19 protein-coding genes are annotated in these 21825 nt (G+C 68.4%); 13 read left to right on the top strand and 6 right to left on the bottom strand.

The window, feature by feature from the left end; all coding sequences use genetic code 11:
* The first annotated feature begins 31 nt into the window (after positions 1-31).
* The 5 genes from FHX46_RS26170 (at position 32) to FHX46_RS26150 (ending at position 10005) form a co-directional block, all read left to right on the top strand.
* Positions 32-625, top strand: coding sequence for a hypothetical protein (locus tag FHX46_RS26170; protein WP_167120177.1), 594 nt, complete (start codon positions 32-34; stop codon positions 623-625).
* Positions 626-642: 17 nt separating this feature from the next.
* Entirely contained in the window at positions 643-1641 is a 999-nt protein-coding gene (locus tag FHX46_RS26165) for a hypothetical protein (protein WP_167120175.1), read from the top strand.
* A 606-nt stretch (positions 1642-2247) separates the two neighbouring features.
* Positions 2248-5748, top strand: a complete 3501-nt coding sequence (gene rpoB / locus FHX46_RS26160) for a DNA-directed RNA polymerase subunit beta (protein WP_167120172.1) — start codon at positions 2248-2250, stop codon at positions 5746-5748.
* A gap of 84 nt (positions 5749-5832) precedes the next feature.
* A complete protein-coding gene (locus tag FHX46_RS26155; RefSeq protein ID WP_167120170.1) occupies positions 5833-9744 on the top strand; it encodes a DNA-directed RNA polymerase subunit beta' in 3912 nt (1303 codons plus the stop codon).
* A 114-nt stretch (positions 9745-9858) separates the two neighbouring features.
* Positions 9859-10005 (top strand): hypothetical protein, encoded by a 147-nt coding sequence (locus FHX46_RS26150; protein ID WP_167120167.1) that lies wholly within the window; start codon positions 9859-9861, stop codon positions 10003-10005.
* A gap of 55 nt (positions 10006-10060) precedes the next feature.
* Here FHX46_RS26150 and FHX46_RS26145 read toward each other — a convergent pair whose 3' ends face one another.
* The 6 genes from FHX46_RS26145 to FHX46_RS28665 form a co-directional block, all read right to left on the bottom strand.
* The gene (locus FHX46_RS26145; RefSeq protein ID WP_167120164.1) at positions 10061-11371 is read right to left on the bottom strand and encodes a WXG100 family type VII secretion target; all 1311 of its coding nucleotides are present in this window, start codon (positions 11369-11371) and stop codon (positions 10061-10063) included.
* Position 11372: 1 nt separating this feature from the next.
* Positions 11373-11717 (bottom strand): WXG100 family type VII secretion target, encoded by a 345-nt coding sequence (locus FHX46_RS26140; protein WP_167120161.1) that lies wholly within the window; start codon positions 11715-11717, stop codon positions 11373-11375.
* A complete protein-coding gene (locus FHX46_RS26135; RefSeq protein WP_167120158.1) occupies positions 11717-12292 on the bottom strand; it encodes a YbaB/EbfC family nucleoid-associated protein in 576 nt (191 codons plus the stop codon). The genes FHX46_RS26140 and FHX46_RS26135 overlap by 1 nt, the downstream gene beginning before the upstream one ends.
* Positions 12293-12601: 309 nt before the next feature.
* A complete protein-coding gene (locus tag FHX46_RS26130; RefSeq protein WP_167120155.1) occupies positions 12602-13654 on the bottom strand; it encodes a WXG100 family type VII secretion target in 1053 nt (350 codons plus the stop codon).
* Positions 13647-13994, bottom strand: a complete 348-nt coding sequence (locus FHX46_RS26125) for a hypothetical protein (RefSeq protein ID WP_313886251.1) — start codon at positions 13992-13994, stop codon at positions 13647-13649. The genes FHX46_RS26130 and FHX46_RS26125 overlap by 8 nt, the downstream gene beginning before the upstream one ends.
* Entirely contained in the window at positions 13991-14599 is a 609-nt protein-coding gene (locus FHX46_RS28665) for a YbaB/EbfC family nucleoid-associated protein (RefSeq protein WP_167120152.1), read from the bottom strand. Before FHX46_RS28665 ends, FHX46_RS26125 begins: the two co-directional genes overlap by 4 nt.
* A 507-nt stretch (positions 14600-15106) precedes the next feature.
* Here FHX46_RS28665 and rpsL point away from each other — a divergent pair.
* From rpsL to rplW, 8 genes are all read left to right on the top strand, one after another.
* The gene (rpsL, locus tag FHX46_RS26115; RefSeq protein ID WP_003102113.1) at positions 15107-15481 is read left to right on the top strand and encodes a 30S ribosomal protein S12; all 375 of its coding nucleotides are present in this window, start codon (positions 15107-15109) and stop codon (positions 15479-15481) included.
* Positions 15481-15951 carry a 30S ribosomal protein S7 gene (gene rpsG, locus FHX46_RS26110; protein WP_017986602.1) on the top strand — a complete coding sequence of 157 codons (471 nt, stop codon included), beginning with the start codon at positions 15481-15483 and terminating at the stop codon, positions 15949-15951. The genes rpsL and rpsG overlap by 1 nt, the downstream gene beginning before the upstream one ends.
* Before the next feature lie 64 nt (positions 15952-16015).
* On the top strand, positions 16016-18115 hold the full coding sequence (gene fusA / locus FHX46_RS26105) for an elongation factor G (protein ID WP_167120149.1): 2100 nt from the start codon (positions 16016-16018) through the stop codon (positions 18113-18115).
* 127 nt (positions 18116-18242) lie between these two features.
* The gene (tuf, locus tag FHX46_RS26100; RefSeq protein ID WP_167100511.1) at positions 18243-19436 is read left to right on the top strand and encodes an elongation factor Tu; all 1194 of its coding nucleotides are present in this window, start codon (positions 18243-18245) and stop codon (positions 19434-19436) included.
* A gap of 362 nt (positions 19437-19798) precedes the next feature.
* Complete coding sequence (rpsJ, locus tag FHX46_RS26095; protein WP_003883485.1) at positions 19799-20104, top strand: 30S ribosomal protein S10; 306 nt, start codon at positions 19799-19801, stop codon at positions 20102-20104.
* 31 nt (positions 20105-20135) lie between these two features.
* A complete protein-coding gene (rplC, locus tag FHX46_RS26090) occupies positions 20136-20792 on the top strand; it encodes a 50S ribosomal protein L3 (RefSeq protein WP_167120146.1) in 657 nt (218 codons plus the stop codon).
* Complete coding sequence (gene rplD / locus FHX46_RS26085) at positions 20789-21511, top strand: 50S ribosomal protein L4 (RefSeq protein WP_167120144.1); 723 nt, start codon at positions 20789-20791, stop codon at positions 21509-21511. The genes rplC and rplD overlap by 4 nt, the downstream gene beginning before the upstream one ends.
* Entirely contained in the window at positions 21508-21819 is a 312-nt protein-coding gene (gene rplW, locus FHX46_RS26080) for a 50S ribosomal protein L23 (protein WP_167100502.1), read from the top strand. Before rplD ends, rplW begins: the two co-directional genes overlap by 4 nt.
* Positions 21820-21825: the final 6 nt, after the last annotated feature.

The following is a 21825-nucleotide window of genomic DNA, read 5'->3' as shown; positions in this document are numbered from 1 at the left end:
CCCGCACCCGGCCGACCTAGTCTGGAGAATTATGAGTTCCGACGAGCCGCGCGAGGAAACCGGCGAGACCGGCGTCCCGGGCCCGCCGGCCGAGGACCCCGCAGCCGAGGCGACTCGGAGCCGCTACCTGGTGCTGGGCAGCGCCGCGCTGGCCGCCGCGGCCCTGGTCGTCGCGGCGATCTTCGGCATCCAGTGGTGGGTCGCCTCCGCCGACGACAACCTGGCGCTGGCCCAGGCCCGCGACGACGTGACCAAGGCCGGCACCACGGCGGTCAAGGCGTACACCGAGCTGGACTACACCAACCCGGACGCCTACTTCGCCCAGCAGAAGGCGGTGTCCACGCAGGAGCTGGCCGACCAGATCAGCGCCACCGAGCAGAACTACCGCCAGGCGATGGCCGACGCCAGGACCAAGGTGACCACCACAGTGCAGGACGTCGGCGTGGAGGAGCTGAACCTGCACGAGGGCAAGGCGAGCGTGCTGGCCGCGATCAGCACGACGATCACCAAGGAGGGCGCGCAGCCCGCCGCCAAGTCGCTGCGGCTCGAGGTCCAGATGACCCGGGTCGGTGACGACTGGAAGGTGTCCGGGATCGGGTCGGTGCCGCTCGTGAGCGGGCAGTAACGAGGAGAGGACCAGTCATGCCACCGTCTCGCCGGCAGACGCCGCCGGTGCGCCGCCGTCCCAAGATCGCCGGTGCCGGGATCCGGCGGCCCTCGCCGAGCCCGCGGCCCCGCGACGAGGACCATCCGAACACCGCCGATATCGCTGACACCACCGACATCACCGACAGCGCCGACACCGTTGATACTGCCGTCGCCGGGGAGGCCCCCGACGGGAACGCCGCACCCGCGGCTGCGCCTGCCGATGCCCCGGCGGCCGCCGAGGCGCCGGAGGAGGCCGATGCTCTGCAGGAGGCCGCGCCGCGCCGACCGAGCCCCCGGCCGAAAACACGCGACGCGGGCGAGCCGAGGCCCGACAGCTACGCCGAGGCCGAAGCCGCCGCGGCGGAGCCCGCGGAGGCCGGCGAGCCGGATGAGGCCGCGCCCCGGCGGAAGCCGAGCCCGTACGTCCTGGCCGGCGCGTTGTTCGGCCTGGCGCTCGTGCTGGCCGGGTTCGCGGTGTGGTTCAAGATCGAGGACAACCGCGTCGAGGCCCTGACCTCGAACACCGCCCTGCTGGACACCGCCCGCACGGTCGAGGTGGGCAAGGCCGCGTCCGGTGCCGTCGAGTCGTTGTTCTCCTACGACTACAACAACATCGCCAAGACGCAGAACGCGGCCAAGGACCTGCTGCTCAACGACGACGTCCGCAACACGTACAACGCGATCTTCGGTGACGTCGAGCGGCTGGCCCCGCAGCAGAAGATCGTGGTCACGGTGAAGGCCACCCGCAACGCGGTGGTGACGCTGCAGGACGACCGCGCGAAGGTGATGGTGTTCGTCGACCAGACCTCGACGCGGACCGACCAGAACCAGACCGCCAGCGGCAGCGCCCAGCTGTGGCTGAACATGCAGTACGTGGACGGCAAGTGGAAGGTCTCGGCGCTGAACACCTACCAGGCCGAGCAGCCGCCCGCCGCCGCGACCCCGGCGCCGTCCAGCCCCGCGCCGCCGGCGTCCCCGGCGCCGTCCCGCTGAGGACGCCGGTACCGCGCACCGACGGCCCGCCGGGCCCGCCCGGCGGGCCGTCGTCGTACCCGGGTCGTTCCCGCCCCTCGCCGGCCGGTGAAGCGCACCACTCCACGCCGTGATCCACGGCCGGCTCGCGACGCCCCGCGCACCGCTCCGCGGGGCCCGGCAACCGGCGCCCGGAACGATCTTGAACCGCCGTGACCCCGGCCGCAACCCGTCGTGATCGGATCCCTCGCCGTGCGGTCCGGACGGAGGAAAACCGCAGGTCGAGGCAGTCGCCGGGGGGCTGTCCCGTTGCGCCAACCGGCGGGTTCGCCGCGTGGCATCTTGACTCTTCGGCGTCGGGGGTTCACGCTTATCGCCAACGGCAGCACCCTGCGGGAGGGACTGCCGGGAGGCGATGCCTGAGGACGTCGTGATCGAGGTGCGGGCCCCATCGAGCGGCCCCCTCGACAGAACGCGTCGTTCGGGCTAGACTGCTTCTTTGCGCTGCCCTCTTTCAGGCTGCCCGAAGACGGAAGCTAGGATAGTGGGCACACGGCACCCTTGACAGTCGCTATAGCTGTTGCTATCGCGGCTGCGCACCGCTCATTGTCCCCGGAAGGACGCATCTTGGCAGTCTCTCCCGCGAACCAGGCCACTGCTGCGACCACCTCGGCTGTCACGGAGCCGAACCCGACGGGAATTCCCGGAGCCCCCAAGCGGGTCTCGTTCGCGAAGATTCGCGAGCCCCTCCCCACCCCCAATCTGCTGGACGTGCAGATCCAGTCCTTCCAGTGGTTCACCGGTGACGAGAAGTGGTTCGAACGCCGCGTGAACGAGGGGGAGGAGAACCCCGTCGGCGGCCTCGAAGAGGTCCTCAACGAGATCTCCCCGATCGAGGACTACGCCGGCAAGTTGTCGCTGTCCTTCTCCGACCCGCGCTTCGACGAGGTCAAGGCCTCGGTCGAGGAGTGCAAGGACAAGGACATGACCTACGCGGCCCCGCTCTTCGTGACCGCGGAGTTCATCAACAACGAGACCGGCGAGATCAAGAGCCAGACGGTCTTCATGGGCGACTTCCCCGTGATGACCGAAAAGGGCACCTTCATCATCAACGGCACCGAGCGTGTCGTGGTGTCCCAGCTGGTCCGGTCGCCCGGCGTGTACTTCGACACCAGCGTCGACAAGACGACCGACAAGGACGTCTACAGCGTCAAGATCATCCCGAGCCGCGGCGCGTGGCTCGAGTTCGACGTGGACAAGCGCGACACCGTCGGCGTCCGCATCGACCGCAAGCGCCGCCAGCCCGTCACGGTGCTGCTGAAGGCCCTCGGGTGGACCACCGAGCAGATCCGCGAGCGGTTCCACTTCTCGGAGACCCTGCTCGCCACGCTCGAGAAGGACCACACCGCCGGCACCGACGAGGCGCTGCTCGACATCTACCGCAAGCTGCGCCCGGGCGAGCCGCCGACCAAGGAGAGCGCCCAGACGCTCCTGGAGAACCTGTTCTTCAAGGAGAAGCGCTACGACCTGGCCAAGGTGGGCCGCTACAAGCTCAACAAGAAGCTGGGCCTGAACCTGCCGTACGAGACCGGCACGCTGACCGAAGAGGACATCGTCTCCACCATCGAGTACCTGGTCCGCCTGCACGCGGGTGAGACCACCATGGGCGAGGGTGAGAACGAGGTCCCGGTCGAGGTCGACGACATCGACCACTTCGGCAACCGCCGCATCCGCACGGTCGGTGAGCTGATCCAGAACCAGATCCGGGTCGGCCTGTCCCGGATGGAGCGCGTCGTCCGCGAGCGGATGACCACGCAGGACGTCGAGGCGATCACGCCGCAGACCCTGATCAACATCCGCCCGGTCGTGGCGGCGATCAAGGAGTTCTTCGGCACCTCGCAGCTGTCGCAGTTCATGGACCAGAACAACCCGCTGTCGGGCCTGACCCACAAGCGCCGCCTGAACGCGCTGGGCCCGGGCGGTCTGTCCCGTGAGCGCGCCGGCATGGAGGTCCGTGACGTCCACCCGTCGCACTACGGCCGCATGTGCCCGATCGAGACGCCGGAAGGCCCGAACATCGGCCTGATCGGGTCGCTGTGCTCCTACGCGCGGGTCAACCCGTTCGGCTTCATCGAGACCCCGTACCGGAAGGTCGTCGAGGGCCGGGTCACCGACCAGGTCGACTACCTGACCGCGGACGAGGAGGACCGGTACGTCAAGGCGCAGGCCAACGCGCCGCTGACCGACGACGGTCACTTCGCCGAGGACAAGGTGCTGGGCCGCCGGAAGGGTGGCGAGGTCGAGCTGCTCGACCCGCTGGAGATCGACTACATGGACGTGTCGCCGCGTCAGATGGTGTCGGTCGCCACCGCGATGATCCCGTTCCTCGAGCACGACGACGCCAACCGCGCGCTGATGGGTGCCAACATGCAGCGCCAGGCGGTGCCGCTGCTGCGCGCCGAGTCGCCGCTGGTCGGCACCGGCATGGAGCTGCGTGCCGCGGTCGACGCCGGTGACGTGCTCGTCGCCGAGCAGGCCGGTGTGGTCGAGGAGCTCTCCGCCGACCTCGTGACGATCATGCACGACGACGGCACCCGGAAGAGCTACGGGCTGCACAAGTTCCGCCGCACCAACGCCGGCACCTGCTTCAACCACCGTCCGATCGTGTCCGAGGGCGACCGCGTCGAGGCCGGTCAGGTCATCGCCGACGGCCCGTCCACGGACGAGGGCGAGATGGCGCTCGGCAAGAACCTGCTCGTGGCGGTCATGCCGTGGGAGGGCCACAACTACGAGGACGCGATCATCCTCTCCGAGCGCCTGGTGCAGGACGACGTGCTCACCTCGATCCACATCGAGGAGCACGAGATCGACGCCCGCGACACCAAGCTCGGCGCCGAGGAGATCACCCGGGACATCCCGAACGTCTCCGAGGAGGTCCTGGCCGACCTCGACGAGCGCGGCATCGTGCGCATCGGTGCCGAGGTCCGCGACGGCGACATCCTGGTCGGCAAGGTCACGCCGAAGGGCGAGACCGAGCTGACCCCGGAGGAGCGCCTGCTCCGCGCGATCTTCGGCGAGAAGGCCCGCGAGGTCCGCGACACCTCCCTGAAGGTGCCGCACGGCGAGACCGGCAAGGTCATCGGTGTCCGCGTGTTCTCCCGCGAGGAGGACGACGAGCTGCCCCCGGGCGTGAACGAGCTGGTTCGCGTGTACGTGGCGCAGAAGCGGAAGATCCAGCCGGGCGACAAGCTCGCCGGCCGGCACGGCAACAAGGGTGTCATCGGCAAGATCCTGCCGGTCGAGGACATGCCGTTCATGGAGGACGGCACCCCGGTCGACATCATCCTGAACACGCACGGTGTGCCGCGACGGATGAACATCGGCCAGATCCTCGAGCTGCACCTGGGCTGGCTCGCCTCGCAGGGCTGGAAGATCGAGGGCAACCCGGAGTGGGCGCGCAACCTCTCCGAGGAGCTCTACGACGTCGAGCCCGGGACGAACACCGCCACCCCGGTGTTCGACGGCGCCAAGGAAGAGGAGCTCACCGGCTTGCTCGCGTCGACCCGGCCCAACCGGGACGGCGAGCGCATGGTCAAGGAGAACGGCAAGGCGACGCTGCTCGACGGCCGCTCCGGTGAGCCGTTCCCGTACCCGGTGGCGGTCGGCTACATGTACATCCTCAAGCTGCACCACCTGGTGGACGACAAGATCCACGCCCGCTCCACCGGCCCGTACTCGATGATCACCCAGCAGCCGCTGGGTGGTAAGGCGCAGTTCGGTGGCCAGCGCTTCGGTGAGATGGAGTGCTGGGCGATGCAGGCCTACGGCGCGGCCTACACGCTGCAGGAGCTGCTGACGATCAAGTCGGACGACGTGGTCGGACGCGTGAAGGTGTACGAGGCGATCGTCAAGGGCGAGAACATCCCCGACCCGGGCATCCCCGAGTCGTTCAAGGTTCTCCTCAAGGAGCTGCAGTCGCTGTGCCTGAACGTGGAGGTCCTCTCCAGTGACGGTGCCGCGATCGAGATGCGCGACTCCGACGACGAGGACCTGGAGCGCGCCGCCGCCAACCTCGGCATCAACCTGTCCCGCAACGAGTCGCCCTCGGTGGACGACGTCGTGCAATGACGTAGGAACCCGGGCGGGGCCGCACCGCCCCGCCCGGGTCCCCGCTTCCTCTAGCCGAATCAACCCCAAAGGGGATGCACCCACGTGCTGGACGTCAACTTCTTCGATGAGCTCCGGATCGGCCTGGCGACCGCCGACGACATTCGCCAGTGGTCCTTCGGCGAGGTCAAGAAGCCGGAGACCATCAACTACCGCACCCTGAAGCCGGAGAAGGACGGGCTCTTCTGCGAGAAGATCTTCGGTCCCACCCGCGACTGGGAGTGCTACTGCGGCAAGTACAAGCGGGTCCGCTTCAAGGGCATCATCTGCGAGCGCTGTGGTGTCGAGGTGACTCGCGCCAAGGTGCGCCGTGAGCGGATGGGCCACATCGAGCTGGCCGCCCCGGTCACGCACATCTGGTACTTCAAGGGTGTCCCGTCGCGCCTGGGCTACCTGCTCGACCTGGCGCCCAAGGACCTCGAGAAGATCATCTACTTCGCGGCCTACGTGATCACCGGCGTGAACACGGAGCTGCGGCACAACGACCTGCCGACGCTGGAGAACGAGATCAGCGTCGAGCGGAAGAACATCGAGGCCAAGCGCGACGCCGACATCGAGGCGCGCGCGCAGAAGCTCGAGACCGACCTCGCCCAGCTTGAGGCCGAAGGCGCCAAGTCCGACGTGCGCCGGAAGGTCAAGGAGGGCGGCGAGCGCGAGATGAAGCAGCTCCGCGACCGCGCCCAGCGTGAGCTGGACCGGCTCGAGGAGGTCTGGACGACCTTCACCAAGCTCGAGCCGCGGCAGCTGATCGCGGACGAGACGCTGTACCGCGAGCTGTACGACCGCTACGGCGAGTACTTCACCGGCGGCATGGGCGCGGAGGCCATCCAGAAGCTGGCCACCGAGTTCGACGTGAACGCCGAGGCCGACAAGCTGCGCGACACCATCCGCAACGGCAAGGGGCAGAAGAAGCTCCGCGCGCTGAAGCGGCTCAAGGTCGTCGCGGCCTTCCAGGCCACCGGCAACGACCCGCGCGGCATGGTCCTCGACGCGGTCCCGGTGATCCCGCCGGACCTGCGCCCGATGGTGCAGCTCGACGGTGGCCGTTTCGCCACCTCGGACCTCAACGACCTGTACCGCCGGGTCATCAACCGGAACAACCGCCTCAAGCGGCTGATCGACCTCGGCGCGCCCGAGATCATCGTCAACAACGAGAAGCGGATGCTGCAGGAGGCCGTCGACGCGCTGTTCGACAACGGCCGCCGTGGCCGTCCGGTCACCGGCCCGGGCAACCGCCCGCTGAAGTCGCTGTCCGACCTGCTCAAGGGCAAGCAGGGCCGGTTCCGCCAGAACCTGCTCGGCAAGCGCGTCGACTACTCCGGCCGGTCGGTCATCATCGTCGGTCCGCAGCTGAAGCTGCACCAGTGCGGTCTGCCCAAGGACATGGCGCTGGAGCTGTTCAAGCCGTTCGTCATGAAGCGGCTGGTCGATCTGAACCACGCGCAGAACATCAAGTCCGCGAAGCGGATGGTGGAGCGGGCCCGTCCGCAGGTGTGGGACGTGCTGGAAGAGGTCATCACCGGTCACCCGGTGCTGCTCAACCGGGCGCCGACCCTGCACCGGCTCGGCATCCAGGCGTTCGAGCCGCAGCTGGTCGAGGGCAAGGCCATCCAGCTGCACCCGCTGGTCTGCGAGGCGTTCAACGCGGACTTCGACGGTGACCAGATGGCGGTGCACCTGCCGCTGTCGGCCGAGGCGCAGGCCGAGGCCCGGATCCTGATGCTGTCGGCGAACAACATCCTGTCGCCGGCGTCCGGCCGCCCGCTGGCCATGCCGCGTCTGGACATGGTCACCGGTCTGTTCCACCTGACCCGTCTCGACGAGAGCGCGGTCGGGGCCGGCCAGGCGTTCAGCTCGCCGGCCGAGGCCATCATGGCCTTCGACCGCAAGACGCTGGGCCTGCACGCGCCGATCAAGATCCGCATCAAGGACCGTCAGCCCAACAAGGAGCAGCTCGCGCAGCTGTCGGAGAAGGGCTGGGAGCCCGGTCAGCCGTGGCTGGCCGAGACCACCCTCGGCCGGGTGCTGTTCAACGACCTGCTGCCGGCGGACTACCCGTTCATCAACGAGCCGCTGCCGAAGAAGCGCCAGGCGGCGATCGTGAACGATCTCGCCGAGCGGTACTCGATGACGCAGGTCGCGCAGGTCCTGGACCGGCTCAAGGACGCCGGCTTCTACTGGGCCACCCGCTCGGGCGTCACGGTGTCGATGTTCGACGTCATCGTGCCGCCGGAGAAGAAGGAGATCCTCGACCGGTACGAGGCCAAGGCCGCGCAGGTGGAGAAGCGCTACCAGCGTGGTCAGCTCTCGCACGCCGAGCGCAACAACGAGCTCGTCAAGGTGTGGACCCAGGCGACCGACGAGGTCGCGGAGATCATGGAGGACGCCTTCCCCGAGGACAACCCGATCTCGATGATCGTGAAGTCCGGGGCGGCGGGCAACATGACCCAGGTGCGGTCGCTGGCCGGCATGCGTGGTCTGGTGTCGAACCCGAAGGGTGAGTACATCCCGCGCCCGATCAAGTCGAACTTCCGCGAGGGCCTGTCGGTGGCGGAGTACTTCATCGCCACCCACGGTGCGCGGAAGGGTCTGGCCGACACCGCGCTGCGGACCGCCGACTCGGGTTACCTGACCCGTCGTCTGGTGGACGTGTCGCAGGACGTCATCGTCCGGGAGACCGACTGCGGCACCAGCCGCGGCGTGACCCGGGTGATCGGCGAGAAGCAGCCGGACGGCACCGTGCTGCGCGGCGCGCACGTGGAGACCAGCGTGTACGCCCGGACGCTCGCCTCGGACGTCACCGACGAGCAGGGCAACGTCGTGCTCAACGCGGGCGACGACCTGTCCGACCCGGCCATGGAGAAGCTGATCTCGTTCGGCATCACCAAGGTCAAGGTCCGCTCGGTGCTGACCTGCGAGTCGGCCGTCGGGGTCTGCGCGATGTGCTACGGCCGCTCGATGGCGACCGGCAAGCTGGTCGATGTGGGTGAGGCCGTCGGTATCGTCGCCGCCCAGTCGATCGGTGAGCCCGGTACCCAGCTGACGATGCGTACCTTCCACCAGGGTGGTGTCGCCGGTGACGACATCACGACCGGTCTGCCCCGTGTCACCGAGCTGTTCGAGGCCCGGGTCCCGAAGGGCAAGGCGCCGATCGCGGACGTCGACGGCCGGGTGCGCATCGAGGAGAGCGAGCGGTTCTGGAAGATCACGCTCATCCCGGACGACGGTGGCGAGGAGATCGTCTTCGACAAGCTGTCGAAGCGCCAGCGTCTGGCCAACACGCCGACCGGGCCGCTGCACGACGGTGACCACGTGTCGGTCGGCCAGCTGCTGCTCGAGGGCACCCCGGACCCGCACGAGGTGCTGCGGGTCATGGGCCCGCGCGAGGCGCAGATGCACCTCGTCGAAGAGGTCCAGAAGGTGTACCGGGCCCAGGGTGTGTCGATCCACGACAAGCACATCGAGGTCATCGTCCGGCAGATGCTGCGCCGGGTGACGATCATCGACTCCGGTTCGACGGACTTCCTGCCGGGTGAGCTGCCCGAGCGGACCAAGTTCGAGAGCACGAACCGGTCGGTCGTGGCCGAGGGCGGCGAGCCGGCCTCGGGCCGTCCGGTGCTGATGGGTATCACGAAGGCGTCGCTGACCACGGACTCGTGGCTGTCGGCGGCATCGTTCCAGGAGACCACGCGGGTCCTGACCGATGCGGCGATCAACGGCCGTAGCGACAAGCTCGTGGGCCTCAAGGAGAACGTGATCATCGGTAAGCTGATCCCGGCCGGCACCGGCATCAACCGGTACCGCAACATCCAGGTGCAGCCGACCGAGGAGGCGCGGGTGGCGGCGTACGCCATCCCGTCCTACGACGACGGCTACTACACCCCGGATGTCTTCGGCACCGGCACGGGTGCGGCCGTTCCGCTGGACGACTACGACTTCGGTCGCGACTTCCGCTGACAACCGGGAAGCCCCCGGCTCCGCTACCGGAGCCGGGGGCTTCGTCGTGTCCGGGCCGGGGCGCAGCGGTAGCGTGAGCCCGGGTTCACACCGAAGCGACACGAGGAGGGCGTTGTGAACGCTGAGCACACGCCGCAGGAGGCGCCGGCCACCGGCCGCCACGCGGCACCGGAGGGCGCCCCGCGCCACCCGGCGATCGACCTGTCCCGCGACCCCAATCCGGGCAAGCCGGACCACGCGAAGCCGGACGAGGACGAATAGCTCGCACACGTGACGGGGCCCCAGGCATGCGCCTGGGGCCCCGTTCGCGTTCCGGTCAGAAGCCGAGCTTGCCGCTGATGTCGCGATCCGGCATCTCGCTGTCGCCGTGGGACTCGACCTGCTCGATGGCTTCGGTGAACTCGTCCACGGTGTCCTGGGTCTTCTCGATCGTGCCGGAGACGTCCGGGATCTCTCGCTTGCCGCCCGGGAGCTCGTCGCTGCCGGTTTCCCTCGTCGAGTAGACCTTGTCCTTCACCGCGTCGACGGCGAAGTCCGTGAGCTTGCCACCGGCCTGGTCGCCGATGGTGTCGCTGATCGCCTGGCGGAGGTCCCTGGTCAGACTGGGCGTGTGCCCGCGGCCGATCGCGTGGCCGGCCGCGTCCTTCGCGCGGTCCCGGATCGCGGTCGCCGCCTCCTCGCCGAGGTTGTCCGCCAGCACGCCGTCGGTCAGTTGCCGGCCGACCTTGTCGGTGAGTTTCTTGGTGTCCAGCCCGTCCGCGGCCTTGCCCACCGAATCGACGATCTTTCTGAACCCCGGGATCCTGTCGAGGAACGCCTTGATCTTGTCGATCAGGCTCTTGATCTTGTCGAGAACCGTGGTGAGCCTCTGCACCCAGCGGCTCACCTTCGTGGTTTCCGTCCCGGCGCGGACGGCGGTGGCCGCGGCGGCCGCCGCTTCGGAGCCGCCGAAGGTGATGAACGTGGCGGCCAGCGCGGCGAGCCAGGTGACGATCAGCCATTCGACGAAGTCACTGATGATGCTCAGGACGACGTCCTTCGCGATGCTCATCACCGCCGAGCTCACCGCCAGCAGCGTCGCCAGTTCCGTCGTCGCGCCGGCGGTGCCGGACAGACCGTCCCGGAAGTCGCTCAGCCGCTTGCTCGCGGTGTCGGCGCCGTCGCCCTGCCAGTCGGCGAGACCGGTGGTGAGCAGCTCTTCGGTCTCCTGGCGCAGCGCCTCGATCTGCGCGCCGAGCTCGTTGAACGCGGTCGCACCGGCCTCCAGGGCGTCGGGGTCGCCGGTGACGAGTTCGAGCGCGTCCTCGAGCGGTTTGATCCAGCTGACCAGGAAGCCGACGCCGTTGGAGATGAGCCAGCCCAGCGGGTCGGACACGATGCCGCCGATGGTGTCGGTGGCCTCGTCGACGAAGGAGGTGGCCGTGCTGAACGCGTCCCCGGCGTCCGAGACCAGCGCCTGGACGTCGCCCTGCGCCAGGTCCTCGCCGAGCCGGAACCCGGCCTCGATCGTGTCGGCGGCGCCCGAGTACAGCTTGACCGGCGCGGTGTCGTCGATCTTCTCCTGGGTCTCTTCGGCGTCGTAGCCGGAGCCGAAGTTCTCGGCCAGCGCCTCCGCGTTCGTGGGCACGTCAGTTCACCTCCGGTCCGGTGCCGGTCTCCTCGAGCTGTTCGCCGAGGTCGCCGAACGCGCCCACCACCTCGTCGTCCATCCCGCGGTAGGCGTCAGCCGCGCCGGTCAGTTTCGCGCCGATCGAGGTGTAGCCGTCGGACATCTCCCTCAGGTGGTCTTTCAGCCGGCTGAGCATCTGCTCGTAGAACGCGTGCACGGGTGCACCGAGCAGGCCCCACGACACCGGCGGCACGTCCGCCTCGGCCGCTGCTTGCTGCAGCTCCGACACCTTCCCGGTGAGGCCGCTCGCCTGCGCCGCCGTCGTGCGGAGGGCGTCGACGTCGACCTGGAACCCGCCGGTCATCACGCGGCCCCGAACGGGTCGATGTAGTCCTCGTCGCCCGCTTCCCGCCGGGGCGCCGGTTGAGCGGGGCGTTCCTCCGGCCGTTCGTCGAGGAAGTCCTCCTCGGCGAAGTCCGCGCCCTGGTCGATCGGGCGTGGCGGGGCGACCGGACGCTCGTCGGCCAGCTTCGCCTTGAGATCGGCGACCGTCGTGCCGAACGCCTCGGCCTGCGTCTGGAGCACCGATTCCAGCACGGTGCTCTGCCCGCCGAGCGCCTCCTGAACGATCGCCGCCTGCTGCCGGGCGGCCGCGGCGACCGCCTCGTGGATGGTGCTGGTGATCGTGGACGACAGCTGGATCGCGCTACCGTCCAGTGCGTCCTGGCTGACGCGGACCGACTGCACACCGCCGCCGGCTCCCGCGACGACCGTGACGGACCGGTCCGGCGACGACACCGTGACCGACAGGGCGCTCAGCTGGTCCTTCATCTGGCTGAGCGCCGCCATCCGCTGCGCGCCGGCACGCTTGCGCTGCTCGACCTCGCCGAGTTTGCGTTGCAGGTGGTCGATCAGATCGCCGTGGCTGCCGTAGGGCATCCGGTCCCTCCCCGGGTGGAAAAAACGCACCATCGGTACCGGATCATGCACTACCGGTGTTCAACTCGGCCCCCGGACGGCCAACACGCCACCCGAACCAGCCAACACGCCGCCGGGAGCGGCCAACACGCGGCCGGGAGCGGCCAACACGCGGCCGGGAGCGGCCAACACGCCGCCGGGAGCGGCCAACACGCCGGTGCCGGTGATCGCCGGCGTGTTTGCCGTCCCGGGCGGCGTGTTTGCCGGTGCGGGCACCGTGTTTGCCGGTGGGGGCGGTGAGTTGGCTGGTGGCGGTGGGACGCGGCGGGGTCAGAAGTCCAGGTCCCGCTTCGTCTCCTCGGTCGTGGACTTCTCGCCGACGCCGCCGTACTCGACGGCCTTGCTCACACCGTCGAAGTGCTCGGGAATCTTGGTCAGCTTCACTTGGTCCGCGGACGTCTGGCCCACCTTGCGCAGCACGGACCTGCCGAACCCGTCGTGCAGACGCTCACCGACCACGCCTCGCGCGGCGGTCTCCACGCGCCTCGCGTCCAGCGCCCTCCCGGCTACTCCACGCACGTCGGTGACGAAGGTCTTCAGGTCGGCGAGGATCTCCCTGATCCGGTCGAGGATCTGCTGGAGCTTGCCGATCTGCCGGGTCGCGCGGCCGCCGGCCTGGGTGACCCGGACGGTGGTCGCGGCACCCGCGGCCGCGGTGGATGCGCCGCAGGTGACGATCGCCGAGGCCAGCGCGGGAATCCAGATCATCACCAGCCACGTGATGAGCTCGGTGAGCAGGCCCTTCACGAACTCCTCGACGACGGTCATCACCATGCTCGAGATCTGCAGCAGCTGGGCGATGTTCCCGGCCTGCGCGGCTACCCCGCCGACGCCGCCCGCGAACTGCCCCAGCTTGTCCGCGGCCGTGTTCGCCGCCTGGCCTTCCCAGCCGGACAACGCGGTCTCCGCCTGGTCGGCGAACAGCGAACCGAATTGCTCGAGTCCCTCGGCGATCGAGTTGAAGTTGTCCGCGGCCCGGGACAGCTCTTCGCCGTCGCCGCTCACGAAGTGGATCGCGTCCTGCAGCGGTCCGCACACCGACACCAGGAAGTCCAGGCCCTCACCGACGAGCCACCCGATCGGGTCGGTGGCGATCTCCTTGACGTCCATGCAGGACTGGATGAAGTTGCCGCCCTCCGCGGCCACGTTGCGGATTTCGGCGAACTGGAAGTTGCCGTCCTCGAACGTCTTCGCGGCGCTGTCGAACGTCTTGATCGCGGCGCCGGCGACCGGCAGCGCCTCGGCGAACTTCTCGCCGTAGGTCTTTTCGGGCTCGATCTCGATGGCGCCCAGCGGGTCCGCCACGACTTCCCCCTCAGCCATTCAGATCACGCACGATGACGTCGTCCAGTTGCTCGGCGATCTCGGCCAGGGCACGCCGGTGGGTGTCGTCCGCCTCCCGGTACGCCCGGGCGGCGTCCGCGATCTTGGCCGAGGCGGAGCCGAGACCGTTCTCCATGTCCTTGAGCAGGTCCTTCAGATCGGTCAGCAGCTCGGTGTACTGGTGCTTGACGAACAACCCGACCAGGCCCCACGACTTGTCGCCCACATCGGCCTGGCCGACCTTGCCGGTGACCTGCGCGACCGCGGCCCGGTTGGCGTCGAGTTCGCCGGAGTACCTGGTCAGCGCGGCGGGATCGACCGAGTAGCTGCCCGCGCTCACCGGTCCTCCTCGTCGAGGCCGAGGAAGTCGTCGTCCTGGTGGTCCTCGGGCGGGGGCGGGGGAGCGGGTGACGGCTTGTCGTCGAAGAAGTCCTCCTGTGAGAGGTCTTCGCCTTCCTCCTGGCCGGGACGGCGCGCCGGAGCCGGATCCGCAGGCGCAGCCTCCGCCTGCGGAGCCGGGGAGGCGGGTGCGGGGGTGCCCTGCCCGATCGTGGCGCGCAGCTCCTCGACGGTGGTCCCGAACAGCTGGGCCTGGGTCTCGAGCACCTGGTCGGTGAGGTTCATCTCGCCGCCGACCGCGCTCTCCACGATCCCGGCCTGTCGCCGCGCGGCCTCCGCGACGGCCTGCCGCAGGGTGGCCATCAGCGCGGTGGACAGCGCCTGCGCCGGGCGGCGCATCGCCTGCTCGGTGAGCCGGATGTCCTTGATCGCGCCGGACGGGCCGGCGACCACCGTGACCGCGCGGTCGGGTGAGGTGGCGACCACCTCCAGCCCGGCCAGTTCCTGACTCATCCGGCCGACGGCGGCGAACCGCTCGTCGGCTTGCCGCAACCGGGACCGGAACTGCTCGAACTGGGCCACGAGCCGATCGAACTCGGGTGACACGACGAACCTCCCCACGATGTCGCGCGACTCCGGGGTCGCGTGGCTCCAGCATGGCGGCAGGCGCCGACCGGGTGGGCGAATTCTCCGAAAATCCCTGCTGGACCCCTGGTCGGGGGAATGGTGGCGGCTCGTCGTGCGTTGACCTCCACGCAGGTGCGCGGTGGAACATGATCTCCGGCGAGCCCCGCGGGCGGGTTCGATCGGATAAGCTGGGACAGCGCCATCTGCGCCCTCCTCGTGCCGGAAGCGACCCCCGGGTCGTCCCCTTGTACACGGGCGGGTATCTTTGACGACTGTGCCCGGCATGTGTCGGGCCGCTCTGCGTGCTTTTCGGCCAAGCGGGGATGCTCCGGCATCGTGGCGACGGCCGCGGCGAAGCGGAGCTCCGCGGAAAATCCGAGGGAACGTTAACGGCCGGAAGGCCCAGACGCGGGCCGACACGCCCGACCTCGGGGGCCGGGGAGAAACAAAGACGGAACAAGCAAGACGCGACAGAAGGCTGGTCCATTGCCCACGATCCAGCAGCTGGTCCGCAAGGGCCGCCAGGACAAGGCTGCCAAGCAGAAGACCGCGGCCCTCAAGGGGAGTCCGCAGCGGCGTGGCGTGTGCACTCGCGTGTACACCACGACGCCCAAGAAGCCGAACTCGGCGCTGCGCAAGGTCGCGCGTGTGAAGCTGACCAGCGGCATCGAGGTCACCGCCTACATCCCGGGCGAGGGCCACAACCTGCAGGAGCACTCGATGGTGCTCGTGCGTGGTGGTCGTGTGAAGGACCTGCCCGGCGTTCGCTACAAGATCATCCGCGGTTCGCTCGACACCCAGGGTGTGAAGAACCGCAAGCAGGCGCGCAGCCGGTACGGCGCGAAGAAGGAGAAGAGCTAATGCCCCGCAAGGGTCCGGCCCCGAAGCGGCCGCTGATCTCCGACCCGGTCTACGGTTCCCCGCTGGTCACCCAGCTGATCAACAAGGTGTTGACCGACGGCAAGCGATCGCTGGCCGAGCGCATCGTGTACGGCGCGCTGGAAGGTGCCCGGGAGAAGACCGGCACGGACCCCGTCGTCACGCTCAAGCGTGCGCTGGACAACGTGAAGCCGAGCATCGAGGTGAAGAGCCGCCGCGTCGGTGGTGCCACCTACCAGGTGCCGATCGAGGTCAAGCCCGGCCGCTCGACCACCCTTGCGCTGCGCTGGATCGTCAGCTTCTCCCGGGCCCGCCGCGAGAAGACCATGATCGAGCGTCTGCAGAACGAGCTGCTCGACGCGAGCAACGGCCTCGGGGCCAGCGTGAAGCGCCGCGAGGACACCCACAAGATGGCCGAGTCCAACAAGGCGTTCGCCCACTACCGGTGGTGAACGTAGCCCGGCTGCCGAGACAAGCCAGGCCGGGCCCCAAGCTTCGAGACAGGGGAACAGTGCAGTGGCACGCGACGTGCTGACCGACCTGAACAAGGTCCGCAACATCGGCATCATGGCTCACATCGACGCCGGTAAGACCACCACCACCGAGCGGATCCTGTTCTACACCGGGATCAACTACAAGATCGGCGAGGTGCACGACGGCGCCGCGACGATGGACTGGATGGAGGAGGAGCAGAAGCGGGGTATCACCATCACCTCGGCTGCTACCACCACCTTCTGGGCCGACCACCAGATCAACATCATCGACACCCCCGGCCACGTCGACTTCACCGTCGAGGTGGAGCGTTCGCTGCGGGTGCTCGACGGTGCGGTCGCCGTCTTCGACGGCAAGGAGGGCGTCGAGCCCCAGTCCGAGCAGGTCTGGCGCCAGGCCGACAAGTACGAGGTCCCGCGCATCTGCTTCGTCAACAAGATGGACAAGCTGGGCGCGGACTTCTACTTCACCGTGCGCACCATCGAGGAGCGCCTCGGTGCGCGCCCGCTGGTCATCCAGCTGCCGATCGGTGCCGAGAGCGACTTCCAGGGCGTCATCGACCTGGTCCGCATGAAGGCGCTGACCTGGCGGGGCGAGGTCAAGAAGGGCGAGGACTACGAGGTCGAGGACATCCCGGCCGACCTCGCCGACAAGGCCGCCGAGTACCGCGACAAGCTGATCGAGGCCGTCGCGGAGACCGACGACGCCCTGATGGAGAAGTACTTCGGCGGCGAGGAGCTGTCCGAGGACGACATCAAGGCCGGTATCCGGAAGCTGACGGTCGCCCGCGAGGCGTACCCGGTGCTGTGCGGTTCCGCGTTCAAGAACAAGGGCGTGCAGCCCATGCTCGACGCGGTGATCGACTACCTGCCGTCGCCGCTGGACGTCCCGGCCGTCGAGGGCACCCTCACCGACGGTGAGACCCCGGCCTCGCGGAAGCCCTCCGTCGACGAGCCGTTCGCGGCCCTGGCGTTCAAGATCGCTGCGCACCCGTTCTTCGGCAAGCTGACCTACGTCCGGGTGTACTCGGGCAAGGTCGCCGCCGGCGCGCAGGTCATCAACTCGACCAAGGAGCGCAAGGAGCGCATCGGGAAGCTCTTCCAGATGCACTCCAACAAGGAGAACCCGGTCGACGAGGCCCAGGCCGGCCACATCTACGCGGTCATCGGCCTGAAGGACACCACGACCGGTGACACCCTGTGCGACCCGCAGAACCCGATCGTTCTCGAGTCGATGACCTTCCCCGAGCCGGTCATCAAGGTGGCCATCGAGCCCAAGACGAAGGCCGACCAGGAGAAGCTGTCGACCGCGATCCAGAAGCTGGCCGAGGAGGACCCCACCTTCCAGGTCCAGCTGGACGAGGAGACCGGCCAGACGATCATCGCGGGCATGGGCGAGCTGCACCTCGAGGTGCTGGTCAACCGAATGAAGTCCGACTACAAGGTCGAGGCGAACATCGGTAAGCCGCAGGTCGCCTACCGCGAGACGATCCGCCGCACGGTCGAGAAGTACGAGTACACGCACAAGAAGCAGACCGGTGGTTCCGGCCAGTTCGCGCGCGTGATCATCAAGCTGGAGCCGCTGTCCACCGGTGACGGCGCCCTCTACGAGTTCGACAACAAGGTCACCGGTGGCCGCGTGCCGCGCGAGTACATCCCGTCGGTGGACGCCGGTGCCCAGGACGCCATGCAGTACGGTGTCCTCGCCGGTTACCCGCTGGTCGGGCTGAAGGTGACCCTGTTGGACGGCGCTTACCACGAGGTCGACTCGTCGGAAATGGCCTTCAAGATCGCCGGTTCGATGGCGCTCAAGGAGGCCGCGCGCCAGGCCAGCCCGGTTCTGCTGGAGCCGGTCATGGCCGTCGAGGTGACCACCCCCGAGGACTACATGGGTGACGTCATCGGCGACCTCAACTCTCGCCGTGGCCAGATCCAGGCCATGGACGAGCGGGCAGGCACCCGAGTCGTGAAGGCACTGGTTCCGCTGTCCGAGATGTTCGGGTACGTCGGCGACCTGCGGTCTCGTACCCAGGGTCGGGCGAACTACTCGATGACGTTCGACTCCTACGCCGAGGTTCCCTCGAACGTCGCGAAGGAGATCATCGCGAAGGCGACGGGGGAGTAAACCCCACAGCACCCAACGCGGGCGCGCACAGGGGCCTCCCCTAGGGTCCGCACAACCGACCAGATCGATCGCCGTTCGGCTGCCACGCCGGCGGTGAAGCAAAGCAAGAGTCCAGGAGGACATTCCAGTGGCGAAGGCGAAGTTCGAGCGGAGCAAGCCGCACGTCAACATCGGGACCATCGGTCACGTCGACCACGGCAAGACCACGCTGACCGCGGCGATCACCAAGGTTCTGCACGACAAGTACCCGGAGCTCAACGAGTCCCGGGCGTTCGACCAGATCGACAACGCGCCGGAAGAGAAGCAGCGCGGTATCACGATCAACATCTCGCACGTCGAGTACCAGACCGAGAAGCGCCACTACGCCCACGTGGACGCCCCCGGTCACGCGGACTACATCAAGAACATGATCACCGGTGCCGCCCAGATGGACGGCGCGATCCTGGTGGTCGCCGCGACCGACGGCCCGATGCCGCAGACGCGTGAGCACGTGCTGCTCGCCCGCCAGGTCGGTGTGCCCTACATCGTCGTGGCGCTCAACAAGGCCGACATGGTCGACGACGAGGAGATCCTCGAGCTCGTCGAGCTGGAGGTCCGCGAGCTGCTGTCCTCGCAGGAGTTCCCCGGCGACGACGCCCCCGTGGTCAAGGTCTCCGGCCTCAAGGCCCTCGAGGGTGACCCGAAGTGGTCGGAGTCGGTCCTGGAGCTCATGCAGGCCGTCGACGACAACGTGCCGGACCCGGTGCGTGACCTCGACAAGCCGTTCCTGATGCCGATCGAGGACGTCTTCACCATCACCGGCCGCGGCACCGTCGTGACCGGTCGCGTGGAGCGCGGCCAGATCAACGTCAACGAAGAGGTCGAGATCGTCGGCATCAAGGAGAAGTCGCAGAAGACGACTGTCACCGGTGTCGAGATGTTCCGCAAGCTGCTCGACTCGGGCCAGGCCGGTGACAACGTCGGTCTGCTCCTGCGTGGTATCAAGCGCGAGGACGTCGAGCGCGGCCAGGTCGTCGTGAAGCCCGGCACCACGACTCCGCACACGGAGTTCGAGGGCTCGGTCTACATCCTGTCCAAGGACGAGGGTGGCCGTCACACGCCGTTCTTCAACAACTACCGCCCGCAGTTCTACTTCCGGACGACCGACGTGACCGGCGTCGTGACCCTCCCCGAGGGCACCGAGATGGTCATGCCGGGTGACAACACCGAGATCAAGGTGTCGCTCATCCAGCCGGTCGCCATGGACGAGGGTCTGCGGTTCGCCATCCGCGAGGGTGGCCGGACCGTCGGCGCGGGCCAGGTCACCAAGATCATCAAGTGATTTCGTACCGGCCCCGGGGCGCTATAGCACCCCGGGGCCGGGTTGCGAAAGCACGTGTGCGACACTAGTTGAGTTGCTCGTTGCGGGGCGGCCGATATCTGCAGAGAAATCGGCCGCCCCGGCGCGAGTGGCCTTGGTCCGTGGGTTTCCCAGGGGAGACCGCGGGCGCGTCAGATGGCCGGCACGGCCGTCTCGCGGTGAAGACCAACCGGCACGACGACGATCCTCCTGCGGGATCAGTCTGCGCAGCGGGCGCGACACGCCCGACCGCGTGGATCGGACGCGAGGGCGTTGACGTGCGGAAACCGGCGCGAAAGCGCGGGTAGAGATAGCGGCACAAGACGAAGGAACGAGCTGCGAACATGGCGGGACAGAAGATCCGCATCAGGCTCAAGGCCTACGACCACGAGGCGATCGATGCCAGCGCGCGCAAGATCGTCGAGACGGTGACGCGCACCGGCGCCTCGGTCGTCGGACCTGTGCCGCTGCCCACCGAGAAGAACGTTTACTGCGTCATCCGCTCGCCGCACAAGTACAAGGACTCGCGCGAGCACTTCGAGATGCGCACGCACAAGCGGCTGATCGACATCCTCGACCCGACGCCGAAGACGGTCGACGCGCTCATGCGCATCGACCTCCCGGCGAGCGTCGACGTCAACATCCAGTAAGCGTTGGGCGAGCGGCGGAGATAAGAGACTCATGTCTGACAGGCAAGTAAAGGGCATCCTGGGCACCAAGCTCGGCATGACCCAGGTCTTCGGCGAGGACAACCGGATCGTCCCGGTGACCGTCGTCCAGGCCGGGCCGAACGTGGTGACCCAGATCCGTACCCAGGACAACGACGGCTACCAGGCCGTGCAGCTGGCGTTCGGCGCCGTGGACCCGCGCAAGGTCAACAAGCCGGAGACCGGCCACTTCCAGAAGGCGGGCGTGACCCCGCGGCGGTACCTCGCCGAGCTGCGCACGACCGACGTCGACAGCTACGAGGTGGGCCAGGAGATCACCGCCGAGGTGTTCCCCGCGGGCTCCCGCGTCGACGTCACGGGCACCAGCAAGGGCAAGGGCTACGCCGGTGTCATGAAGCGCCACGGCTTCAAGGGCCAGGGCGCCAGCCACGGTAACCAGGCCAAGCACCGCGCCCCCGGTTCGATCGGTGGCTGCGCCACCCCGGGCCGTGTGTTCAAGGGCCTGCGGATGGCCGGCCGCATGGGTGGCGCCAAGGTCACGACCCAGGGCCTGACGATCCACGACGTGCGCGCCGAAGAGGGCCTGCTGCTGATCAAGGGCGCCGTCCCCGGTCCCAAGGGCGGCCTCGTCTTCGTCAAGACCGCCGCGAAGGGTGGTGCGACCGCATGACCAGCGTCGAGTTGAAGACCCCGGCCGGTAGTGCCGAGGGCACCGTCGAGCTCCCCGCGGAGATCTTCGACGTCCAGGCCAACGTGCCGTTGATGCACCAGGTCGTGGTGGGCCAGCTGGCCGCCGCGCGCCAGGGCACGCACGACACGAAGACCCGCGGCGAGGTCTCCGGTGGCGGCAAGAAGCCGTACCGCCAGAAGGGCACCGGCCGCGCCCGCCAGGGTTCGACCCGCGCCCCGCAGTTCGCCGGCGGTGGCACCGTCCACGGCCCCACGCCGCGCGACTACACGCAGCGCACCCCGAAGAAGATGAAGGCCGCCGCCCTCCGCGGTGCCCTCTCCGACCGGGCGCGCGCCGGCCAGGTGCACGTCATCACCGAGCTGGTGTCGGGTGAGAAGCCCAACACCAAGGAGGCGAAGAAGGCCCTCGCCGCCGTGACCCAGGCCAAGCGCCTGCTGGTCGTGCTGCACCGCGAGGACGAGCAGGGCTGGCTGTCCGCCCGCAACCTGCCGAACGTGCACCTGATCAACCCCGACCAGCTCAACACTTACGACGTGCTGGTCAACGACGACGTGGTGTTCACCAAGGCCGCGTACGACGCCTTCATCGCCGGCCCGGTCAAGGGCAAGGCGGCCAAGGCTTCTGCGCCCGCCGGCGCCGGAGGCTCCAACACTGTGCGGGCCACCGATGACACAGCTGAAGGGAGTGAAGCGCAGTGAGCAGCGTTGCCATCCCGGACCCTCGTGACATCGTGCTCGCGCCGGTGATCTCCGAGAAGTCCTACGGGCTCCTCGAGGACCACAAGTACACGTTCGAGGTCCGGCCGGACGCCAACAAGACGCAGATCAAGATCGCCGTCGAGCAGATCTTCGGCGTCAAGGTGGTCAGCGTGAACACGCTGAACCGGCAGGGCAAGCGCAAGCGGACCCGCTACGGCTTCGGCAAGCGCAAGGCCGTCAAGCGCGCCGTCGTGACGCTGTCCGCCGAGAGCAAGCCGATCGAGATCTTCGGCGGACCCGCCGCGTAAGGGACG

Source organism: Amycolatopsis viridis, from assembly GCF_011758765.1.
In the GTDB taxonomy this organism is placed as follows: Bacteria; Actinomycetota; Actinomycetes; order Mycobacteriales; family Pseudonocardiaceae; genus Amycolatopsis_E; species Amycolatopsis_E viridis.
This window is presented reverse-complemented; position numbering and strand designations above follow the sequence as displayed.